We start from the raw sequence: 18,736 nt of genomic DNA on the forward strand, positions 1-18,736 counted from the left end.
TCATGAAAAAAATGTTGCTGGCCGGTGGCCTCCTTACTTTGGCTGCTTTCTCTTTGCCCAATCCGCCCGTGGACGATAAACGCCGCTCCGACACCGACCCCAACACGACTACGGAGGTACCCAAGGACCACAAGCTGGTTATCTATCAGCTGATGACCCGCCTCTTTGGCAACAAAGTGGCCTTGAATAAGCCCTACGGCACCATTACGGAAAACGGCTGTGGCAAATTCAACGACATTACCGACAAGGCCCTCGACGAAATCAAGAAGATGGGCGTGTCGCACGTGTGGTACACTGGCGTGATTGAGCACGCCACCATGACGGACTACACCAGCCAGGGCATTCCGGCCGACGACGCCGACGTGGTGAAAGGCCGCGCCGGCTCGCCCTACGCCATCCGGGACTACTACGACGTGGACCCTGACTTGGCCGTGGTCGTGAAAAACCGTATGCCCGAGTACGAGGCCCTCATCAAGCGCACGCACGACCACGAGCTGAAGGTGCTGATGGATTTTATTCCCAACCACGTAGCCCGCACCTATAAATCGGATGCCAAGCCGTTGGGCGTAGTGGATTTGGGAGCAGTGGACGACCGAACGAAGGCTTTCGCGCCCAACAACAACTTTTACTACATCCCCAACAAGAGCTTCGTGGTGCCCGCCGGCTACAACCCGCTGGGCGTGGCCAAAGGCCCCCGCGAAGACAGCAAATACGTCGAAACTCCCGCCAAAGCCACCGGCAACGACGTTTTTTCGGAAGCTCCCAAAATTGACGATTGGTTTGAAACCACCAAGCTGAACTACGGCGTGGACTACCAGAACGGCCGCCAAACCTACTTCAACCCCGTGCCCGACACTTGGAAGAAGATGCGCGACGTTCTCGTGTTCTGGGCCGGCAAGAACGTGGACGGCTTCCGCTGCGACATGGCCGAGATGGTGCCGGTCGAGTTCTGGGCCTACGTTATTCCGGAAGTGAAAAAGGTGAAGCCCGACATCATTTTCATTGCCGAAGCCTACAACGCCAAAGCATACAAAACCTATCTGGAGAAGGGCAAATTCGACTTTCTCTATGATAAAGTGGGCCTCTACGACGGCCTGCGCAAGCTGATGCGCCAAGAAGGCACCACCGATGACATTACCAAGGTGTGGAAAGAAGAGAGCGCCGGCTTCTCGTCGCACATGCTGCGCTTCCTGGAAAACCACGACGAGCACCGCATCGCCTCCAAGGAATTTGCCACCGACCCGCGCCGTGCCATCCCGGCCATGACCGTGACGGCCACCCTGGCCAGCGGTCCGGTGATGCTCTACTCCGGGCAGGAAGTAGGCGAACCGGCTAATGGCGTGGCGGGCTTCAACACCGGCGACGGCCGCACCACGATTTTCGACTACTGGGGCGTGCCCGAACACCAGAAGTGGATGAACCAGGGCAAATTTGACGGGGCCAAGCTCAGCCCCGAGCAGAAGGACCTGCGCGATTTCTATACCCGCCTGCTGAACGTAGCCAGCAGCAGCGAGGCCATCCGCAAAGGCCGCTTCTACGAGCTACAGGATGCCAACAACCTGGGCAAGGAGTACGACCAGCGCTACATCTATACCTTCCTGCGCCACACCGACAAGCAGCAAGTGCTGGTAGTCGTCAACTTCAACGCCGAAAAGAGCTACCGGCCCGTCATCAATATTCCCGCTGAGGCCCTGACGGCCATGGGCCTGAGCCCCACCAGATTTTACACCTACACCAACCTCCTCAGCCCGGAAGAGCTCCGCAACGGCCTCAACCTGACCCTGGCCCCATTGTCGGCCTATATCTTCGAGATAAAGTCCCGATAATCCTGGCGTAGTGCGCCCCGCAATTTGTTTGTATGTTTGAAGGCCGCGCCGCCCTGCTAGGGGCGGCGCGGCCTTCACTTTCTCCCCCCTTTCCAATGGCAGCTCCCACCGCCGCACCCTCCACCAGCACCGGCGTCAAACCACGCCTGAGTTTCTGGCAAATCTGGAACATGAGCTTCGGCTTCCTGGGCATCCAGTTCGGCTTTGAGCTGCAGAACAACAACATAAGCCGCATTTTTGAAACGCTGGGCGCCAATAAGGACGATATTCCAATTCTGTGGATTGCTGCGCCCCTCACCGGCCTGGTGGTGCAACCCATCATCGGCTATTTTTCTGACCGCACCTGGCACCCGTTCTGGGGCCGGCGGCGCCCGTTCTTTTTCATTGGCGCCGTGCTTGCCACCTTGGCGCTCATCGTCATGCCCAACTCCTCAGCGCTGTGGATGGCCGGGAGCATGCTCTGGATTCTCGACGCCAGCATCAACATCAGCATGGAGCCGTTTCGGGCGTTTGTGGGCGACAAGCTCCCCGGCGAGCAGCGCACCACGGGCTTTGCCATGCAGAGTTTTTTCATCGGCGTCGGGTCGGTGATTGCGGCGCTGCTGCCGTGGGTGTTCGCCAACTGGTTCCACCTGAGCAACACCGCAGCCAGCGGCGAAATCCCACCTTCGGTGAAATGGTCGTTTTACTTCGGCGCCGGCGCCTTCCTACTGGCGGTGATGTATACGGTATTCACCAGCACCGAAACTCCGCCCGAGGACATGGAGGAATTTCGGCGGGAGAATGCCAGCGTGAGCATCTGGCAGGGCATCAAGGAGTCGTTCATGGGCATTTTCAGCATGCCCACGGCCATGCGCCAGCTGGCGCTCGTGCAGTTCTTCACTTGGTTTGCGCTGTTCTCGATGTGGATTTATTCCACCAACGCCGTCACCAGCAACATCTACAATATGAAGGTCGACACCGCCTTCTTCACTAAAATAAGCGACTTCATCGACAGCCGTGCTCAGCAGCCAGGCACCGAAAAAGAAATAAAAGAGTTGAAGTCGCTGCAGCAGGATACTAGGGAAATCAAGCAGTTTCAGGCCGATAAACCCAATAAAATTCTTACCGTCAACCTTGCCAACTATTATGTCGCCAAAGGAGACCCTTCGCCGGAGGAGCAGGCCACGTTGCAGCGTGTGAAGAAGCAATTCAACGACGGCGCCGACTGGCTCAGCCTGACGTCATCGGTGCGCAACGGTGTGGCGGCCCTGTTTGCCTTCATCATTCCGCTGATTGCCGCGCGCACCAGCCGGCGCAAAACCCATATGCTGTGCCTGCTCATTGGCGGCCTGGGCCTGCTTTCCCTGCAATTCATCACCAATCCTGACTTCATTATCGTGTCGATGGCCATGGTAGGCATTGCCTGGGCCAGCATCCTGTCCATGCCCTACGCCATCCTTGCGGGTTCCCTCCCCGCCAACCGAATGGGTTACTACATGGGCGTGTTTAACTTCTTCATCGTGATTCCGCAGATTGTGGCCGCCACCATTCTGGGCTATTGCACTATGCACTTTTTCCAGGGCAACACGCTGCACACCATTGCACTGGGCGGCGCGTCGATGGTGCTGGCGGGCCTGCTCACGCTGCGGGTTGAAGACGTGGACGACACCCGCCCACCAGTAGACGAACCGGCCGTAACGTTGAGCTACAACACGCTCGCCACCAACAACCCCGACGTATAATTCGGTATTTTTACTGCGTATTTTCCACGCTTTTAGCCCAAATACCCGCATTAATCCTGGCAACAGCCACTACCACTGCCCGCGTATCCTGAAAGTTCATCTTTTGGGTTTCGTATGCTGTTGGCTGCTGTCTTCTTTGGATTGTTTTTTAGTATTTGTGTCGCAATACTGGTGTGGCCACGCCCACGGGACCCTCGGCGGGGGCCATTACGCACGGGGCGACCACGGGTCAGCATTCTGGTAGCGGCCCGCAACGAAGAAGTCTCCATTGAGCGGTGCCTGCGGGCACTGGCGAACCTGAACTACCCGGCGGGCCGGCTCGAAATCCTCATTGCTGACGATAATTCGACTGATAACACCGCCGCCGTCGTACGCGCTTTTATCAAGGATAAGCCGCAGTTCCGCTTACTATCGATACAGCATCGGTTGAGCTCTATTAAGGGTAAGACCAACGCTCTGGCTCACCTCTGCCGAGCGGCCACAACCGACTATTTCCTCTTCACGGATGCCGACATGGCCATGCCGCCCGACTGGGTGACGGCCATGTTGGCGGCGGCCACGTCGGGAGTGGGCGTGGTCACGGGCATTACCACGGCCGAGGGCAGCCTCTTCGGGCGCCTGCAGGGGCTGGACTGGCTCTTCGGCCTCAACCTTATCAGCCTGCTGGCTGCCCACGGATTGCCTACCACAGCCGTGGGCAATAACATGCTCGTTACCCGCGCTGCCTACACGGCCATTGGGGGCTTCGAAGGCATGGACTTCCGCACCAACGAGGACCTGCAGCTTTTCCAGCACGTTGTGGCTCATGGCTGGGATTTTCGCAACCTTTCCTCGCCAGCGGTACTGGGCGTCTCGGAGCCTCAGCCCACCGTGACGGCCTTGCTTGAGCAGCGGAAGCGCTGGATGAAAGGCGCCATCCGCTTGCCCTGGTACCTCACCGGGCTATTCGGGCTCTACGGCGTATTTTACACCGTGCTATTCTGGCCGGGCCTCCTCTCACTCACCACGCTGACAATGCTGTACGGGGGTAAAGTCCTGCTCCAAACTCTGTTTCTGGCTTCCACTCTCCGCCGGGTTGGCCGGCGGGAACAACTGGGCGTACTACTACTCTACGAGCCCTATCTGTGCGTTATGTCAGTAATGGTGCTCGCGTATACACTCTGGCCCGGCCCCGTGGAGTGGAAGCAGCGTCGCTACGCCTGGGCCGAAGCGTAAGAAACGGGCCACCCAAACCGCTTAGGATGGCCTGGACTCCGCTAATAACAGCTCCGCAACTTCGCGCCCCGTGGCCAGTGCGGCGTTCAGCGAAGGGTACGCGGCCCAGTCTCCACACCGGTAAAGGTTATCGGCCAGCTTGAGCGGTTGGCGGGTAGGCTCGCCAGCCAGGTATACCGGCAGCGCCGCGGCAATGCGGTAGCTACCCAGGTGCTGCCACTGGCGCGCGGACGGCCCAAACCACGCGGCCAGCTCCTGGCGCAGGCCGTCAGTAAGTTCGGCCTCGGTCAGGCTGCGCTCGCCGTGGGTGCTGACGGACACCAGCGCCCGGCCGGCCGGCGCGTAAGCCGGGCTCACATCGGCTGGAAAGCTCACATTGTGAGCCAGCACATGGGAAGCCGCATTCAGGCGCAGGAGTTTATCACCCCGCCCCGGGGAGTGCCCCTCAGCGGCGAAATACGTGCAGGTAGTCAGCCGGGCAGCCGTATGGAAACCGGCGGCCTGGGTACTGGCATCATCGGCGTTACCGCTGCGCCCAGCCAGGAGGCGCAAGGCGGCAAGGCCATCGGTGGCCAGCACCACGGCGGCCCCATCCAGCACTTGGCCCGAGGTGAGGCGCACCTGCGTGCCATCAACAATAGCGGCTACCGATGTGCCCAGCCGCACCGAGCCGACGGGCAGGCGGGCAGCCAGTTGCTCAGGAAGTTGCTGCATGCCCAGGGCCGGCACGGCCGCTTCACCAGTCACAAATTGCTGAAAAACGAACTCGAAGAAGTTGCTGGCCGTCGTCAGCTCCCTATCCAGAAATACGCCCCCGAAAAAGGGGACAAAAAATGACGAAATCATCTGCTCGCTCCACCCGTAACGCCGCAGGAAGGTGAGCGTGTCGGTGGCCGGCCGGGCCAGCAGTTCCTCCGGGGTATGCTTGAGTACGTGCCGCACCAGACTGACAATACGCAGCTTATCGCTCAGGGTGCCAATAGGTGAAGTAAGAGCTGAGAACGCGGCCAACGGCCGCTGCAACGGGCTTTGCACCGTGGTTTCGCGGCCATCGGCCAGCCGGATGACGGCACCGGAGCGAAACGCCTGGAGCTTCAGCGCGCCGTAATCGAACACGCGCCGAGCCTCGGGGTAATTAGTTTGCAGGACCTGGAAGCCGTGGTCGAGCCGGAAGCCGTCGGGGGTCACGTCGGTGCGCACCCGGCCGCCTACAGCATCGGCCCCGTCGAGCACGAGCACCGCCCGACCCGCGCGATGCAGCCACGTAGCGCAGGCTAGGCCCGCCATACCCGCCCCGACGATGATGATAGGTTTGGAAGAAGTCATGGATAAATGGTTGACGTAGTGAACTCTGCCCAATCAGGAAATGCGGCTCTGACCGGCCAACGCGGAGCACTGCGATAAGTAAATCTTAGCAGCTACCGTACGTAAGGAGTTGAGCTAAAGCCGGGGGTTGCTTAAAACAGCTTCGGCAGCTTGTGCTCCTTCCACTTCTTGCGCGTTTTCATGGTCCAGAACTCGGCCACGCCGTCGCGGCGCAGGCTCAGCTGCCAGGCGCCGATGGGCTGGCCCAACCGGTAGCCAGTAGCTTGGTCTTTGGGGTACTGCTTCTTGATAATGGCATAATCAGCGGCGGTAAGGTCCTTGCCCACTTCGCCGTGGCAGCGCAGGCACAGCGCATTATTGAGTACAATGGGCCGCTGGTATACAAATACCTCCTGCGACTCCCGCGTGATGGTGCGGGTCGTATCGGTGCCCGTTCCTTGGACCGGCAAAGCGCCTTGGTGGGCCGGGTCGCGGGGCTGCGGGCTCACGCGGCGGGCCGTGGCCTTGAGCACGCGGGCCAGCGAGTCAACTAAAGGATACGCCTCGGGTCGGCAAAACGCGGCAGCGCGGGCCACGCCACCCGCTGCCAGCTCGCGGGCCAGCGTTTGGCGTAGCAGGGTATCGGCGGTGGCCGTCAGGGAGTCGCCGGCCCAGCGCGTGGCGCGCAGCAAGTCTCTGGGCATGATGCGCTTCACCTCCCAGTTTGCGGTTTCTACGCCTATGCGCTTGCTGTCCTTGAGGTGCTCGACCTGGTCGGGACGGCAGGCGGTGGCGGCCAGCGCCACGGCCAGCACTAGGTAGCAACGGGCTCCACCAACGCTTTTGGCAGCAGATAACAGCAAAGTGAGTTGATAAAAGAAGAGTGTTTTCAAAACTAGTGATAGCATGCATTTCAGCAAACCCGAAAAGCTCGGCGGCGCGTTTCTACGTCATCAGATAAGCTTTCAGCTGCTCGTAATCAACCGCCAGCGGCACACTTCGTTTGGGGCGATTTTGCAAATGTTGCACTGCTTCGGGCAACGGAATGGCTTGGCCGATGATGGGCTCCACCACCTCGGGAAACTTGACCGGGTGCGCCGTGGCCAGAATCAACCCCTGAGCCGCCGGGTGCTGCGCCTGATAGCGGCGCAACGCCGTGTAGGCCACCGCGCCGTGGGGCTCCAGCAAATACCTCTCGCTTTCCCAGACGGCCCGAATGGCGGCTACTGTATCCTCATCGCTCACGGTATCGGCACTGAGAGCAGCGCGCATCTTGGTCAAGTCATTATCAAACAGCTCCAGAATACGCACGAAATTGCTGGGGTTGCCCACGTCCATGGCATTCGAAAACGTAGGCACGGCGGCGCGCGGCGTAAAGGTGCCGGTGCGCAGATACGCTGGCACGGGCTCATTGGCATTGCAGGCCGCAATAAAATGTCCCAGTGGCAGGCCCGAAGCTTGAGCCAACAAGCCCGCGCACAGGTTACCAAAGTTGCCGCTCGGCACCGAAATAACCGGCGCGGGCGCATCGGCTGGCCACTGCTGCCAGGCGAAACAGTAGTATAGCTGCTGCGGCAGCCACCGGGCCACGTTGATGGAATTGGCCGACGTGAGGAAGCGCCGCTGGCTCAGCTCCGGGTCCTGAAACGCCTGCTTCACCAGCGCCTGGCAATCATCAAACGTGCCGCTCACTTCCAGCGCCGTGATGTTTTGGCCCAGGGTCGTGAGCTGCTGCTCCTGCACCGGACTCACCTTGCCCGACGGGTAGAGAATCACCACTTCTACGCCCGACACGCCCAGAAAACCACTGGCCACAGCCCCGCCCGTGTCGCCCGACGTCGCAACCAGCACGGTTACGGCGGGAGTGTCGCCGCGCTGGGCAAAGTAGCCCAGGCAACGACTCATAAACCGGGCCCCCACGTCCTTAAACGCCAGCGTAGGCCCGTGAAACAACTCTAAGGCCGAAACCCCTGCTTCCACCGGCACCAAGGGAAACTCAAAGTCTACGGCCTCCGCGCAGATGCGCTGCAAGTCACTATCGGGAATAGTAGCCCCCACGTAGGGCCGCATCACGTTCAGGGCCACGGTTGCCTTGCTCAGGCTACGCAGCTCACGCCGCAAGCCAGGCGGAAACTTCGGGATGGTTTCGGGAAAATACAGGCCGCCATCCGGCGCCTGCCCGGTAATGGTAGCCGTGCGGAAATCGACCGGCGGCGACTGGTGACGGAGGCTATAGTATTTCATATGATGATGCGCTCGGCATAACAGGCTGGAATGATAAAGGGCTTGCCAGCTACTTACGACTCCAAAACGACTCGGGCTCCCTCGGTGGCAACTGGCCCAACATAAATGTTGTACGCAATTCCTAAATCGGCGAAGACGCTACCCATTGCCTCTCCCACGGCCTGCGCTGTTTGCGCCGTCTTATTCAGCATAAAAATGGATGGTCCGGAACCCGAAATACCGCCCCCGATGGCCCCGGCCGCCAACGCCCGCGCCCGCGCCTCGGCCAGCCCCGGAATGAGCGCCTGCCGCACCGGCTCCACGATGTAGTCGTCCAGCGAGCGACCTATCAACTCATAATCAGCCGTCAGGAATCCGGAAACCAGCCCGGCCACATTGGCCCACTGGCGCACCGCCACGCCCAAAGGCACGGTGGCCGGCAGCACCTTGCGCGCTTCGCTGGTCTTTATCTCAATCTGGGGGTGCACCACGGCTACCCAGAGCGGCGGCGCGGTCAGGGCCATAATATCCAGCCGCGGCTCCAGGGCCCGCACCACTGTAAACCCACCAAACATGGCCGGCGCGATGTTATCGGCGTGGCGCGCCCCGGAGGCCATGGCTTCACCCGCCATCGCAAATTCCACAAGCTCCATTTTACTGAATCGACCACCCAGCAAGGCGTTGGCGCCCACTACAACGCCAACGGCGCTGGCCGCACTGCTGCCCACCCCACTGCCGGGCATGATGCCCTTGGCGATTTCGACGTCGAACCCAGTTTCTTCCGGCACCGCTTGCAGCAGGGCCAGCAGCGCTATTCCGGCCACGTTGCGGCTTGGATCGGTGGGTAGATTATACGGGTCGAGGTGCTGAATGCGCACGCCTGGCACCTGGCTGCGGCGCAGGCGAATGGCGTCGTAGGGCGCACCTAGGGCCAGGCCCAGCACATCGAAGCCACAGCCAAGGTTAGATAGTGTGGCGGGAGAATGAACGAGAACGGAATCAGGCATAATAGCGCGGTCTTCTAGCCCGCGATTCAGGATAAATGGAAATTTGTATGGTCAGACGGAATACTCACGGATTGCAAGCCCGCACTACAGCCGCGCCGCGCGAACAATATCGGCAAACACGCCCGAGGCCGTGACTTCAGCGCCGGCGCCGGCCCCTTTCACCACCAACGGCTGCTCCACGTACCGGTCGGTGTAGAATAGCACCACGTTGTCTTTGCCACGCAGGTCGTACAAATCGTGGCCGGGAGCTACTTGTTGCAGGCCCACGGTGGCCTTTCCATCGGCGTAACGCGCCACGAATTTCAGACGCTTGCCTGCCGCCGTGGCCGCATCATACAGCGCCCGGAAGTGGGCTTCGTGGGCGGCCAGTTGGGTATAGAATGCCTCCACGTCGCCCTCCAGGCAGGCTGGTGGCAGGAACGTTTCAATTTCAATGTCGCTCATTTCCATTACCTGGCCGGCTTCGCGAGCCAGAATCAGGATTTTGCGGGCCACATCGCTACCGCTCAGGTCGAGGCGCGGGTCGGGTTCGGTGTAGCCTTCGGCCTGCGCCTGGCGCACCACTTCGGCGAAGGGCCGGGTGCCGTCGTAGTGGTTGAATACGAAGTTGAGCGTGCCGGAAAGCACGGCCTCCATGCGCCGCACCACGTCGCCGCTGCGCGTGAGGTCATTCAGCGTGCCGATGATAGGCAGGGCAGCTCCCACGTTGGTTTCGAAGAGGAAGCTGGCGTTGAATTCCTTTGACAGCCTTTTGAGGCGAGCATAACTGGCATAGTCTGAAGAGCAGGCCACTTTGTTGCAGGCCACCACGGCAATGCTTTTTTCGAGCAAGTCGGCGTAACAGCCGGCGGCCGCGGGATTGGCCGTGACATCCACAAAAATGGAGTTACGCAGGTTGCGGTCAATAATGAGGCAGGTGAATTCCTCCAAGCTTTGGGGCGGAGCTTCGGCCAGTTCCGTGGGCCAGGCCGTCAGGTCCAGCCCCTCCTCGTTGATGGCGCAGTGGCGACTGCTGGCAATGGCCACCACGCGCACCTGCAAGCCCAGCTTTTCCAGCAGGTGCGTCTGCTGACGCGCCAGCTGCTCCAGCAATTTGCTGCCCACGTTGCCCGGCCCCAGAATAAAGAGGTTCACCTGCTTCACGGTCGCCTCAAAAAAGGCCTCGTGCAGCACGTTGATGGCTTTGCGCACGTCGGCAGCCCGAATCACCGTTGAGATATTCTTTTCTGAAGCGCCCTGCGCGATGGCCCGGATATTCACCCCATTCTGCCCCAGCGCCCCAAATAGCTTGCCGCTGATGCCGGGATGGTCCTTCATATTTTCGCCCACGAGCGCCACAATTGCCAGGCCCCGCTCGGGCCGCAGCGGCTCAATACGGCCGGCTGCGATTTCTACGGCAAACTCTTCGTCGACGGCCACCTGGGCCGGCGCGGTATCTTGCTCGTTCACCCCCACGCAAATCGAATGCTCCGATGAGCTTTGAGTAATGAGTACCACGTTGATGCGCTCGCGGGCCAGCGCTGCGAACAGCCGCATCGAAAAGCCCGGGATGCCCACCATGCCGCTGCCTTCCAAGTTCAGCAGCGCCAGGTTGCCGATGCTGGAAATGCCCTGCACCACGGCTGCGGTGGGTGGCGGCGTTACTTCCACCAGCGTGCCGTAGTCGGCGGGCGCGAAGGTATTTTTAATCCAAAGCGGAATGCCCTGCCGCATTACAGGCTGAATGGTGGGCGGATAAAGCACTTTAGCGCCAAAGTGCGACAGCTCCATGGCCTCCTGGTACGAAATGCGGGCAATGGGCCGCGCACTGCGCACTAGGCGCGGGTCGGCGGTCATCATGCCGCTCACGTCAGTCCAGATTTCCAGCACCTTGGCATCGAGCACGGCGGCCAGTAGGGCGGCGGTATAGTCGGAGCCGCCCCGGCCCAGCGTGGTGGTCGTGCCCTGCGCATCGGCGGCAATGAAGCCGGGCACGACCCAGATTTTCGCGCCGTTCCGGGCTTTAAAATCCGCGACCTGTTTTTCGGTGGTGGCTAGGTCTACCTCAGCCTTGCCAAAATGTGAATTGGTACGAATCAGCAGCCGGGCATCGGCCCAGACGACGTCCAGGCCCTGCGCCCGGGCCACGGCTGCAATCAGACGCGACGACAGCAGTTCGCCGTAGCTCATCAGCTTGTCCAGCGTGCGTGTCGATAATTCACCCAAGGCAAAAATACCATTGCAGAGCAGCTCCAGTTCCTCAAACTGAGTTTGAATCAAGCTTATCTCAACGCCTTGTTCATCAGCAGCAAGCAGCTCTTGCGCGGCACTTAAATGGCGCTGCTGCAATTGCGTGAGGGTGTCCTGATACGCTGGGTCGGCCGTGGCCGCGGCGCGGCCGGCGCTAATCAGCGTATCGGTAGTACCGCCCAGAGCTGACACCACCATAACGATGGAATTTTGCTCGGCGGCCGTGGCTGCAATGGCAATTGATTTCCGAATATTCTCGGCGGAGGCAACGGACGTGCCCCCGAATTTTAACACTTGCATAAACTCAGGCCGCAGGGCAGATGTTGGGTGATGGTTCTGAATGAACGTCCCGCCTGCATAGGGGTGTTTAGATTCAGTACCTTTGCAAACTACTGACTAAATACCGAACACCCGATGCTTGATAAACTAGAAGCCATCAGCCAGCGCTACGATAATGTTAACGAAGAACTGATGCAGCCCGACGTTATGTCGGACCTTAAGCGCTATAAAGCGCTGAATAAGGAATACAAAGAGCTGGGCAAGATTGTAGCCGAGTACCGCAACTATCAAGGCGTGCTCAGCAACATCGAAAATGCCCGCTCGGTCATTTCAACCGAGAAAGACGAAGACTTCCGCCAGATGGCCAAGGACGAACTCGACGAGCTGCTGCCCGAGCAGGAGCGTCTCGAAGAAGTCATCAAAGACCTGCTGCTGCCCAAGGACCCCAACGACTCGAAAGACGTCATCATGGAAATCCGGGCGGGCGCGGGCGGTGATGAGGCCGCCATTTTTGCCGGCGACTTACAGCGCATGTACATGCGCTTCGCCGAAAAGCAGAACTGGAAGATGGAGCTTATCGATGCCATGGAAGGCACCGCCGGTGGCTACAAGGAAATTATCGTAGCCGTGCGCGGCGAGGATGTGTACGGCAAGCTCAAGTTTGAGAGCGGCGTGCACCGCGTGCAGCGCGTGCCGGCCACCGAAACGCAGGGCCGCATCCACACCAGCGTAGCGTCGGTAGTGGTAATACCCGAAGCGGAGGAATTCGACATTGAGCTTAATATGAGCGACATTCGTAAGGATTATTTCTGCTCCAGCGGCCCCGGCGGCCAGTCGGTAAACACGACCTACTCGGCTGTGCGCCTCACCCACTTGCCCACCGGCCTCGTGGCCCAGTGCCAGGACCAGAAATCGCAGCTCAAAAACTTCGATAAAGCCTTGGCCGTGCTGCGCTCCCGCGTATACGAAATGGAGCTGGCTAAAAAGAACGAAGCCGACGGCGCCGTTCGGAAAAGCATGATTGGTGGCGGCGACCGCAGCGACAAAATCCGCACCTACAACTACCCCCAAGGCCGCGTCACGGACCACCGCATCGGCTACACCGTGTACAACCTGGCCAGCGTGATGGAAGGTAACGTTGATGATTTCGTAGAGCAGCTCCGTCTCGCCGAAAGCGCTGAGCGCCTGCAAGAAGGAGTAGCTAAATAAGTAAGCGTTGGCCTAAAAACCGAGAAACATCGGAATGCCCCTTCCCTCCTTGGTAAGGAGGGGACGTTGCCGCGCCAGCGGTAACTGGGGTGGTTAGCTTCGTTGAACGACAGCCGAACAACTCCTCCCCACGCTATTGCCTCTATACTAATCAGCTCCCACCGCCGTTAGCTGCGCTAACTTTCTCTTCAACGCCCAAAACTAATTCCGCATGTTCTCCTCTCTTGGTTAAGAAAGGGGTGTTTCTGTTCAGCTATGCGCTACCTCTTCCCGCTATTCCTCATTCTCAGCTGCCTCCTGACCTTCCTACCCGGCTGCGAGCCGAAGGAAGATATGGTGCAAACTTCCGGTAGCCTGGAAATGGGAGCTGATACGGTGCTGTTTGACACGGTATTTACCACTGTCAGGACCGTAACGAAGCGCCTGTGGGTGTACAACCGCAACAGTGGGGCCGTGAAAACGAATGTCAGTCTGACGGGCACGGCGGGCAACACGTTTGATTTGATTATCAACGGTGATACCGGCCCTACTGCAAATGACGTCACCATCCGGGGCAAGGACAGCCTACTGGTGTTGGTGCGAGCTATCCTCGGCGACAATGGAACCTCCACCAAGCCTTTTTTAATAACTGACGAGGTGCATTTTCGAACCAACGGGAATGACCAAAATGTGAAGTTGGTGGCCTACGGCCAAAACGCCTATTTTCATGATGGGGAAATTCTGCCCTGCAACTCAGTGTGGCGCAACGACAAGCCCCACGTCATCTACAATTCGGTACAGGTGAACGCCGGTTGCGTATTGCGCATCTTGCCTGGTACGCGTGTGTACTTGCACGCCGGTTCGGGCATCTTGGTTAAGGGCCGCATCCTGGTCAATGCTGGCTCAGATTTCCCGGTCGGCAGCGGGCCCACCGATACCATCAAGGCGACGAACCGCAACATTGTACGCTTCCTCGGCGACCGGCGGGAGCCTTTTTACGACAATATTCCCGGGCAGTGGCTGGGCATCCAAATGGATGAAGGCAGCACAGGAAACATCATTCGCTATGCCGAAATAAAGAACGCCAGCTTTGGCGTGCTCCTGTACAATCCTGAGAACAGGAGCCAGCCCGATGTGACACTGGACAACACCGTCATTCAAAATATTTCGGGCAACAACCTGAGCTTTGCCAGCGGCGGAAACACGTTCACGGGAGCTGGTATTTTCAGCTTTTCGGGTAAGGTGACTGCTACGAACTGTCTCTTAACCAACTGCGGCGAATACGCTGTCCTCGGCCTGGGCGGTGGAACGTACGATTTCAACTTCTGCACCTTCGCCAACTATACGCCATCGTTCCGCCGCGAAACCTCCTCCATCACCTTCACCAACGAGAAAGCCACGGATGCCCGCGTACTCCTTCCTACGAGCGTCACCATCCGAAACTCCATCGTTTGGGGCTCTTTTGAAGATGAGTTGTTCGTAAAAAATTACACGGACCCCAACTACACAGTCTCAATCAGGAATTCCTTAGTTCGCACCAAAGAATACGCCACCACGCCGGCTGTAGTCGGCAATGCTGGCGTTAATATTATTAATACAGACCCACTTTTCAAGCGCACTTCCCTCAGTGGCAGCCAGCCTGATTACAGCTTGCAAGCTACTTCGCCGGCCGGCGCAATCCGCAGCGCCCCAGCAACACCACTCCCCTCTCCTTTCCGGGATTTGTTGAACCTGCCACGCAGCAGCCAGCCTACGATAGGAGCGTATGAATTTAACCCTTAAGAAGGTTGGATGAGCTAACCACCGGAACGCTTGTAGAGACGCCACCCTTGGCGTCTCGTCACTGAACGATGACAGGCGAATGGCGCGAACGACGAGACGCCAAGGGTGGCGTCTCTACAAGCGTTCTAGGTAACGCAAACTGTTTCTCAGACAAGGGGAGCTTTCGTTCCTATTCCACCTGTCCAGCAGCCGCGTAGTGCAGCGTATCGAATAGTATGAGCTTCTGGGTTCCCACCACTTCGTAGTGCCGCAATTGCCCATTCTCCAACTGAAAACGCAGCTGCTTCTGCGCTGAGAAAAGCGGGTTGTTCTGAGCAATAGTAGCCGTTACTTCCTGAGCTATTGCCCCCTGCTGTACTACTACCAGGCGGACCACCGGTGCGTTGAGTTGGCTGGCCCGGCGGGTGTAAGTACGCCGCAATAGTCCCCCCGGCAGCGCCACCGAATCCACGGCGTAGACCCCGCGCAAGGCAGCCTTATTGATATCGGCCTGAAAGAAAAGCTGGAGTTCGTCAGCCCACTTCACCGTGGGCACACGCACCATTTCGGGCGGGTTGCCACGTAGGCTCACGCGTTTGGTCACGGCTGCGTGGCGTTGGGCCAACTGTTCGACCTGTTGGGTCAGCAGCCCTTTAACATCAAAGTAGAGTGGGCGGCGGGCGGCGGGCGCAGCGGGACCGGCGTCGCCACAGCCTGTAAGGAGCACTGCGCCTACCAGGAGCGGCACCCACTGCAAGTCAACCCACAACACCAGCCTAAACCCTGTCCTCCACTTACGCATTTGGCACGGTGGCAGCGCTGCGACGTAGCAGGCTCTGGCCCGTCATTTCCGCCGGCTTGGGTAAGCCCATCAGTTCCAGAATAGTTGGCGCTAAGTCGCCCAGCTTGCCATCGGCCAATGTGCCTGCGTAGTCATTGTCAACCAGAATGCACGGCACCAAGTTGGTAGTATGCGCGGTATTGGGCGACCCGTCCGCATTACGCATAAACTCGGCGTTGCCGTGGTCGGCAATGATGATGCTGGCGTATCCGGCAGCCAGCGCTACTTCAATCACGGCGCGAGTGCAGGCATCAGTAGTTTCCACCGCTTTTACCACGGCTTCGAATACGCCGGTGTGGCCCACCATGTCGGGGTTGGCGAAGTTCAGGACTACAAAATCAGCTGATTTAGCTTGCAGCTCCGGTATCAGCGCATCGCGCAAATCGGCGGCGCTCATCTCGGGTTGCAGGTCGTAGGTCGCCACTTTAGGGGAGGCCCGCATAATACGTTTTTCACCTTCGAATGCGTTTTCGCGGCCGCCCGAAAAGAAGAACGTGACGTGCGGATACTTCTCGGTTTCCGCAATGCGAATTTGTGTTTTGTGATTCGCAGCCAATACTTCGCCCAACGTGTTGTTGAGATTATCCTTCTCAAAAATTGGCGTTACGCCCGCGAAGGTCTCGTCGTAGTTGGTTAGGGTGAGGTAGTGCAGGTTCAGACGCTGCATCTGGAAGGCATGCATGTCCTGCTGGGTCAGTACTTCCGTGATTTCGCGGCCGCGGTCGGTGCGGAAGTTGAAGCACAGCACCACGTCACCCTCCTGAATGGTAGCCAATGGCTGACCATCGGCGCCCGTCTTCACAATAGGCTTCAAAAACTCATCTGTCACCCCTTCTTTGTACTGCTCCTGAATGGTTTGAATCAGGTTTTGCGAAGGCGTACCGATGCCGTGCACGAGCAGGTCGTAGGCGATTTTCACCCGTTCCCAACGACGGTCACGGTCCATGGCATAGTAGCGGCCCACCACCGAGGCGATTTTAGCACCGCTACGTTCTACGTATTGCTCCAGCTCATTGACGTAGCGTACGCCGCTTTTGGGGTCAGTGTCGCGGCCATCGGTAAAGGCATGCACAAATACCCGCCGCACCCCGGCTTCGTGGGCAATGGTACACAGAGCTTTTACGTGGTCGATGTGCGAATGCACACCGCCATCTGACAATAGACCGATAAGGTGCAACGGCTTGTCGTTGGCCGTAGCGTACTCGAACGCTTTCACCAAAGCCGGTATTTGTCCTAGCTTGCGCTCGCGGATGGACTTGCCAATGCGCACCAACTCCTGGTCGACCACGCGGCCTGCCCCAATATTCATGTGGCCCACTTCAGAGTTGCCCATCTGGCCCTCGGGCAGGCCCACAGCCTCGCCCGATGCCTGCAACTTGCTGTGGGGAAAGCGTTGCAACAGTTCGCGGTAGAATGGCGCATTAGCCGCATCTACCGCTGAAGCCGCTGTATTTGGGGCAATTCCCCATCCATCCAGAATCACCAACAAAACCTTTTTATTCATGCCGTAAAGATACGGCTGGCTCGCTCACGCGTTGGAAATATCTACCTTCGTATCCGTCATTAACTTTCTGTTTCTCGCACGAACTTTGTAAGGTACCGAACAGGCACAATCACTTCCTGGCACCATTTTCGCTTGAAATCCGCTGCGTATAACGCATTTACTACCCTAATAATGAAACGCTATTTTTTTAGGATACTATTTCTAGGATGGTTATTCCTGTTTGGTGCTGGCGCGGCTCATGCGCAGGCCGATAATCTGGGATCTGTTCGCTCGGCACTGCGTAATGGCTCTTCGCGCGAGTTGTCGCAATACCTCGCTCCTACTATTGAAGTTGGTTTTGATGGTGATAAGCAAGCGTATAACGCTACTCAGGCTGAGATTGTCATCAAGGACTTCTTCTCGAAGAACTCCCCCAGTAATTTCGAATTCATCCATCAGGGTGAGAGCAAAGAAGGCATTCAGTATGCCATTGGCCGCTACACTGGCCGCAACGGCACCTACCGCGTCTTTGTGAAACTCAAGCCCTCACGCGGCGCTCCACTGATTGATACGCTGGATTTTACGAAAGAATAAACGTCCTTCAAGAAATTAAAAGTCCCAGTCCTCCCCGGCTGGGACTTTTTTTGGCTGCTGCGTTACGACGAGGGCATTTGGTGGAAGCCAGAGACGATACGCTGGCGTTGGCTGGTTGATATAATCTTGTTGGACAAACCTTAGTTTGAGCCTCATTTTATTCGCCGCGGCAAGGGCTGTACCTTTGTGTCGTGCAAACTCCCACCGCTTCTTACCTCACACCTGAGGCCCTGACCACCTTTATCCGCACGGCCTTGGCCGAGGATATTGGCGACGGCGACCATTCCGCCCTATCTTCTATTCCAGCCGACGCCCGCAACCGCGCCCACTTGCTGGTAAAAGGCGAAGGTATTCTGGCCGGCATGGCCCTGGCTGCCCTGATTTTCAAGGAAGTTGACCCTACCCTGCAGCTAACGGCACTTCTCGCCGATGGCAGCCCCGTGAAGCACGGCGATGTTGCCTTCACCGTTGAAGGCCCCGCTCGCAGCATTTTGACGGCTGAGCGCCTGGTACTCAATTGCATGCAGCGCATGAGCGGCATCGCTACCTACACGGCCCACCTGAACACCTTGCTGGCCGGCACCACGGCCAAGCTGCTCGACACCCGCAAAACCACCCCAAACTTCCGCATCTGCGAAAAGTGGGCCGTGCTCATTGGCGGCGGTGTCAACCACCGCTACGGGCTGTTCGATATGATTATTCTGAAGGACAACCACGTAGACTACGCCGGTGGGGTGGCCCAGGCCATTGCCGCGACGCACGCCTACCTGAAGAAAACCGGTCGGCAGTTGCCCGTCGAAATTGAAACCCGCTCCTTGGCTGAGGTACAGCAGGCGCTGGACGCGGGCGGCATCACCCGCATCATGCTCGATAATATGAGGCCCGAGCAGCTGCGGGAGGCAGTAGCCCTCATTGCCGGGCGCTTCCCAACGGAAGCCAGCGGCGGCATCACCGAGCAAACTATTGCCGAAATAGCCCGTACTGGCGTCGATTATATTTCCGTGGGGGCCCTCACCCACTCTGTTAAAAGTCTGGATTTAAGTCTAAAAGCCTATTAAAAT

The 18,736-nt window shown here is 58.6% G+C and carries 14 protein-coding genes; 7 read left to right on the forward strand and 7 right to left on the reverse strand.

The genetic code is table 11. From position 1 onward, the window contains the following. Nucleotides 1–2 precede the first annotated feature (2 nt). From WX88_RS08530 to WX88_RS08540, 3 genes are all read left to right on the forward strand, one after another. Nucleotides 3–1,826 carry an alpha-amylase family glycosyl hydrolase gene (locus WX88_RS08530; RefSeq protein ID WP_046243934.1) on the forward strand — a complete coding sequence of 608 codons (1,824 nt, stop codon included), beginning with the start codon at nt 3–5 and terminating at the stop codon, nt 1,824–1,826. A 95-nt stretch (nt 1,827–1,921) separates the two neighbouring features. Next, nucleotides 1,922–3,550 carry an MFS transporter gene (locus WX88_RS08535; protein ID WP_052732499.1) on the forward strand — a complete coding sequence of 543 codons (1,629 nt, stop codon included), beginning with the start codon at nt 1,922–1,924 and terminating at the stop codon, nt 3,548–3,550. Nucleotides 3,551–3,721: 171 nt separating this feature from the next. Next, complete coding sequence (locus tag WX88_RS08540) at nt 3,722–4,765, forward strand: glycosyltransferase (protein WP_046243935.1); 1,044 nt, start codon at nt 3,722–3,724, stop codon at nt 4,763–4,765. 21 nt (nt 4,766–4,786) lie between these two features. On the opposite strand, the gene WX88_RS08545 is transcribed toward WX88_RS08540, so the two are convergent. The 5 genes from WX88_RS08545 to thrA all read right to left on the reverse strand — a co-directional run bounded on the left by WX88_RS08545 (nt 4,787) and on the right by thrA (nt 11,829). Beyond that, the gene (locus tag WX88_RS08545; RefSeq protein WP_046243936.1) at nt 4,787–6,091 is read right to left on the reverse strand and encodes a protoporphyrinogen/coproporphyrinogen oxidase; all 1,305 of its coding nucleotides are present in this window, start codon (nt 6,089–6,091) and stop codon (nt 4,787–4,789) included. 131 nt (nt 6,092–6,222) lie between these two features. After that, complete coding sequence (locus tag WX88_RS08550; RefSeq protein ID WP_197076722.1) at nt 6,223–6,933, reverse strand: c-type heme family protein; 711 nt, start codon at nt 6,931–6,933, stop codon at nt 6,223–6,225. 82 nt (nt 6,934–7,015) lie between these two features. Further along, complete coding sequence (gene thrC / locus WX88_RS08555) at nt 7,016–8,314, reverse strand: threonine synthase (protein WP_046243938.1); 1,299 nt, start codon at nt 8,312–8,314, stop codon at nt 7,016–7,018. Between the two features lie 53 nt (nt 8,315–8,367). Next, nucleotides 8,368–9,300 carry a homoserine kinase gene (locus tag WX88_RS08560; protein WP_046243939.1) on the reverse strand — a complete coding sequence of 311 codons (933 nt, stop codon included), beginning with the start codon at nt 9,298–9,300 and terminating at the stop codon, nt 8,368–8,370. An 84-nt stretch (nt 9,301–9,384) separates the two neighbouring features. After that, the gene (gene thrA / locus WX88_RS08565; protein ID WP_046243940.1) at nt 9,385–11,829 is read right to left on the reverse strand and encodes a bifunctional aspartate kinase/homoserine dehydrogenase I; all 2,445 of its coding nucleotides are present in this window, start codon (nt 11,827–11,829) and stop codon (nt 9,385–9,387) included. Between the two features lie 114 nt (nt 11,830–11,943). Between thrA and prfA the strand changes: the two genes are divergently transcribed. Next, nucleotides 11,944–13,017: a peptide chain release factor 1 gene (gene prfA / locus WX88_RS08570; RefSeq protein WP_046243941.1), complete on the forward strand. Its 1,074-nt coding sequence runs from the start codon at nt 11,944–11,946 to the stop codon at nt 13,015–13,017. A 255-nt stretch (nt 13,018–13,272) separates the two neighbouring features. After that, on the forward strand, nt 13,273–14,778 hold the full coding sequence (locus tag WX88_RS08575; RefSeq protein WP_046243942.1) for a hypothetical protein: 1,506 nt from the start codon (nt 13,273–13,275) through the stop codon (nt 14,776–14,778). Nucleotides 14,779–14,947: 169 nt separating this feature from the next. Here WX88_RS08575 and WX88_RS08580 read toward each other — a convergent pair whose 3' ends face one another. Then, on the reverse strand, nt 14,948–15,559 hold the full coding sequence (locus WX88_RS08580) for a hypothetical protein (RefSeq protein WP_156176024.1): 612 nt from the start codon (nt 15,557–15,559) through the stop codon (nt 14,948–14,950). Continuing rightward, entirely contained in the window at nt 15,552–17,102 is a 1,551-nt protein-coding gene (gene gpmI, locus WX88_RS08585; protein ID WP_046243944.1) for a 2,3-bisphosphoglycerate-independent phosphoglycerate mutase, read from the reverse strand. Before gpmI ends, WX88_RS08580 begins: the two co-directional genes overlap by 8 nt. Before the next feature lie 171 nt (nt 17,103–17,273). On the opposite strand from gpmI, the gene WX88_RS08590 reads away from it, so the two are divergent. Together WX88_RS08590 and nadC are read left to right on the forward strand one after the other, a co-directional pair. Continuing rightward, nucleotides 17,274–17,675: a DUF4783 domain-containing protein gene (locus tag WX88_RS08590; RefSeq protein ID WP_072052971.1), complete on the forward strand. Its 402-nt coding sequence runs from the start codon at nt 17,274–17,276 to the stop codon at nt 17,673–17,675. Nucleotides 17,676–17,866: 191 nt separating this feature from the next. Then, nucleotides 17,867–18,733 (forward strand): carboxylating nicotinate-nucleotide diphosphorylase, encoded by an 867-nt coding sequence (gene nadC, locus WX88_RS08595; RefSeq protein ID WP_046243946.1) that lies wholly within the window; start codon nt 17,867–17,869, stop codon nt 18,731–18,733. Nucleotides 18,734–18,736 lie beyond the last annotated feature (3 nt).

Origin of the sequence: Hymenobacter terrenus (assembly GCF_000972495.1) — a bacterium.
In the GTDB taxonomy this organism is placed as follows: domain Bacteria; phylum Bacteroidota; class Bacteroidia; order Cytophagales; family Hymenobacteraceae; genus Hymenobacter; species Hymenobacter terrenus.

Excerpts from the sequence above, each read along its gene's own strand:
- WX88_RS08530 (WP_046243934.1), top strand. The coding sequence starts at position 3 with ATGAAAAAAATGTTGCTGGCCGGTGGCCTCCTTACTTTGGCTGCTTTC.
- WX88_RS08535 (WP_052732499.1), top strand. The coding sequence starts at position 1,922 with ATGGCAGCTCCCACCGCCGCACCCTCCACCAGCACCGGCGTCAAACCA.
- WX88_RS08545 (WP_046243936.1), bottom strand. The coding sequence starts at position 6,091 with ATGACTTCTTCCAAACCTATCATCATCGTCGGGGCGGGTATGGCGGGC.
- thrC (WP_046243938.1), bottom strand. The coding sequence starts at position 8,314 with ATGAAATACTATAGCCTCCGTCACCAGTCGCCGCCGGTCGATTTCCGC.
- WX88_RS08560 (WP_046243939.1), bottom strand. The coding sequence starts at position 9,300 with ATGCCTGATTCCGTTCTCGTTCATTCTCCCGCCACACTATCTAACCTT.
- thrA (WP_046243940.1), bottom strand. The coding sequence starts at position 11,829 with ATGCAAGTGTTAAAATTCGGGGGCACGTCCGTTGCCTCCGCCGAGAAT.
- prfA (WP_046243941.1), top strand. The coding sequence starts at position 11,944 with ATGCTTGATAAACTAGAAGCCATCAGCCAGCGCTACGATAATGTTAAC.
- WX88_RS08575 (WP_046243942.1), top strand. The coding sequence starts at position 13,273 with ATGCGCTACCTCTTCCCGCTATTCCTCATTCTCAGCTGCCTCCTGACC.
- WX88_RS08580 (WP_156176024.1), bottom strand. The coding sequence starts at position 15,559 with ATGCGTAAGTGGAGGACAGGGTTTAGGCTGGTGTTGTGGGTTGACTTG.
- gpmI (WP_046243944.1), bottom strand. The coding sequence starts at position 17,102 with ATGAATAAAAAGGTTTTGTTGGTGATTCTGGATGGATGGGGAATTGCC.
- WX88_RS08590 (WP_072052971.1), top strand. The coding sequence starts at position 17,274 with ATGAAACGCTATTTTTTTAGGATACTATTTCTAGGATGGTTATTCCTG.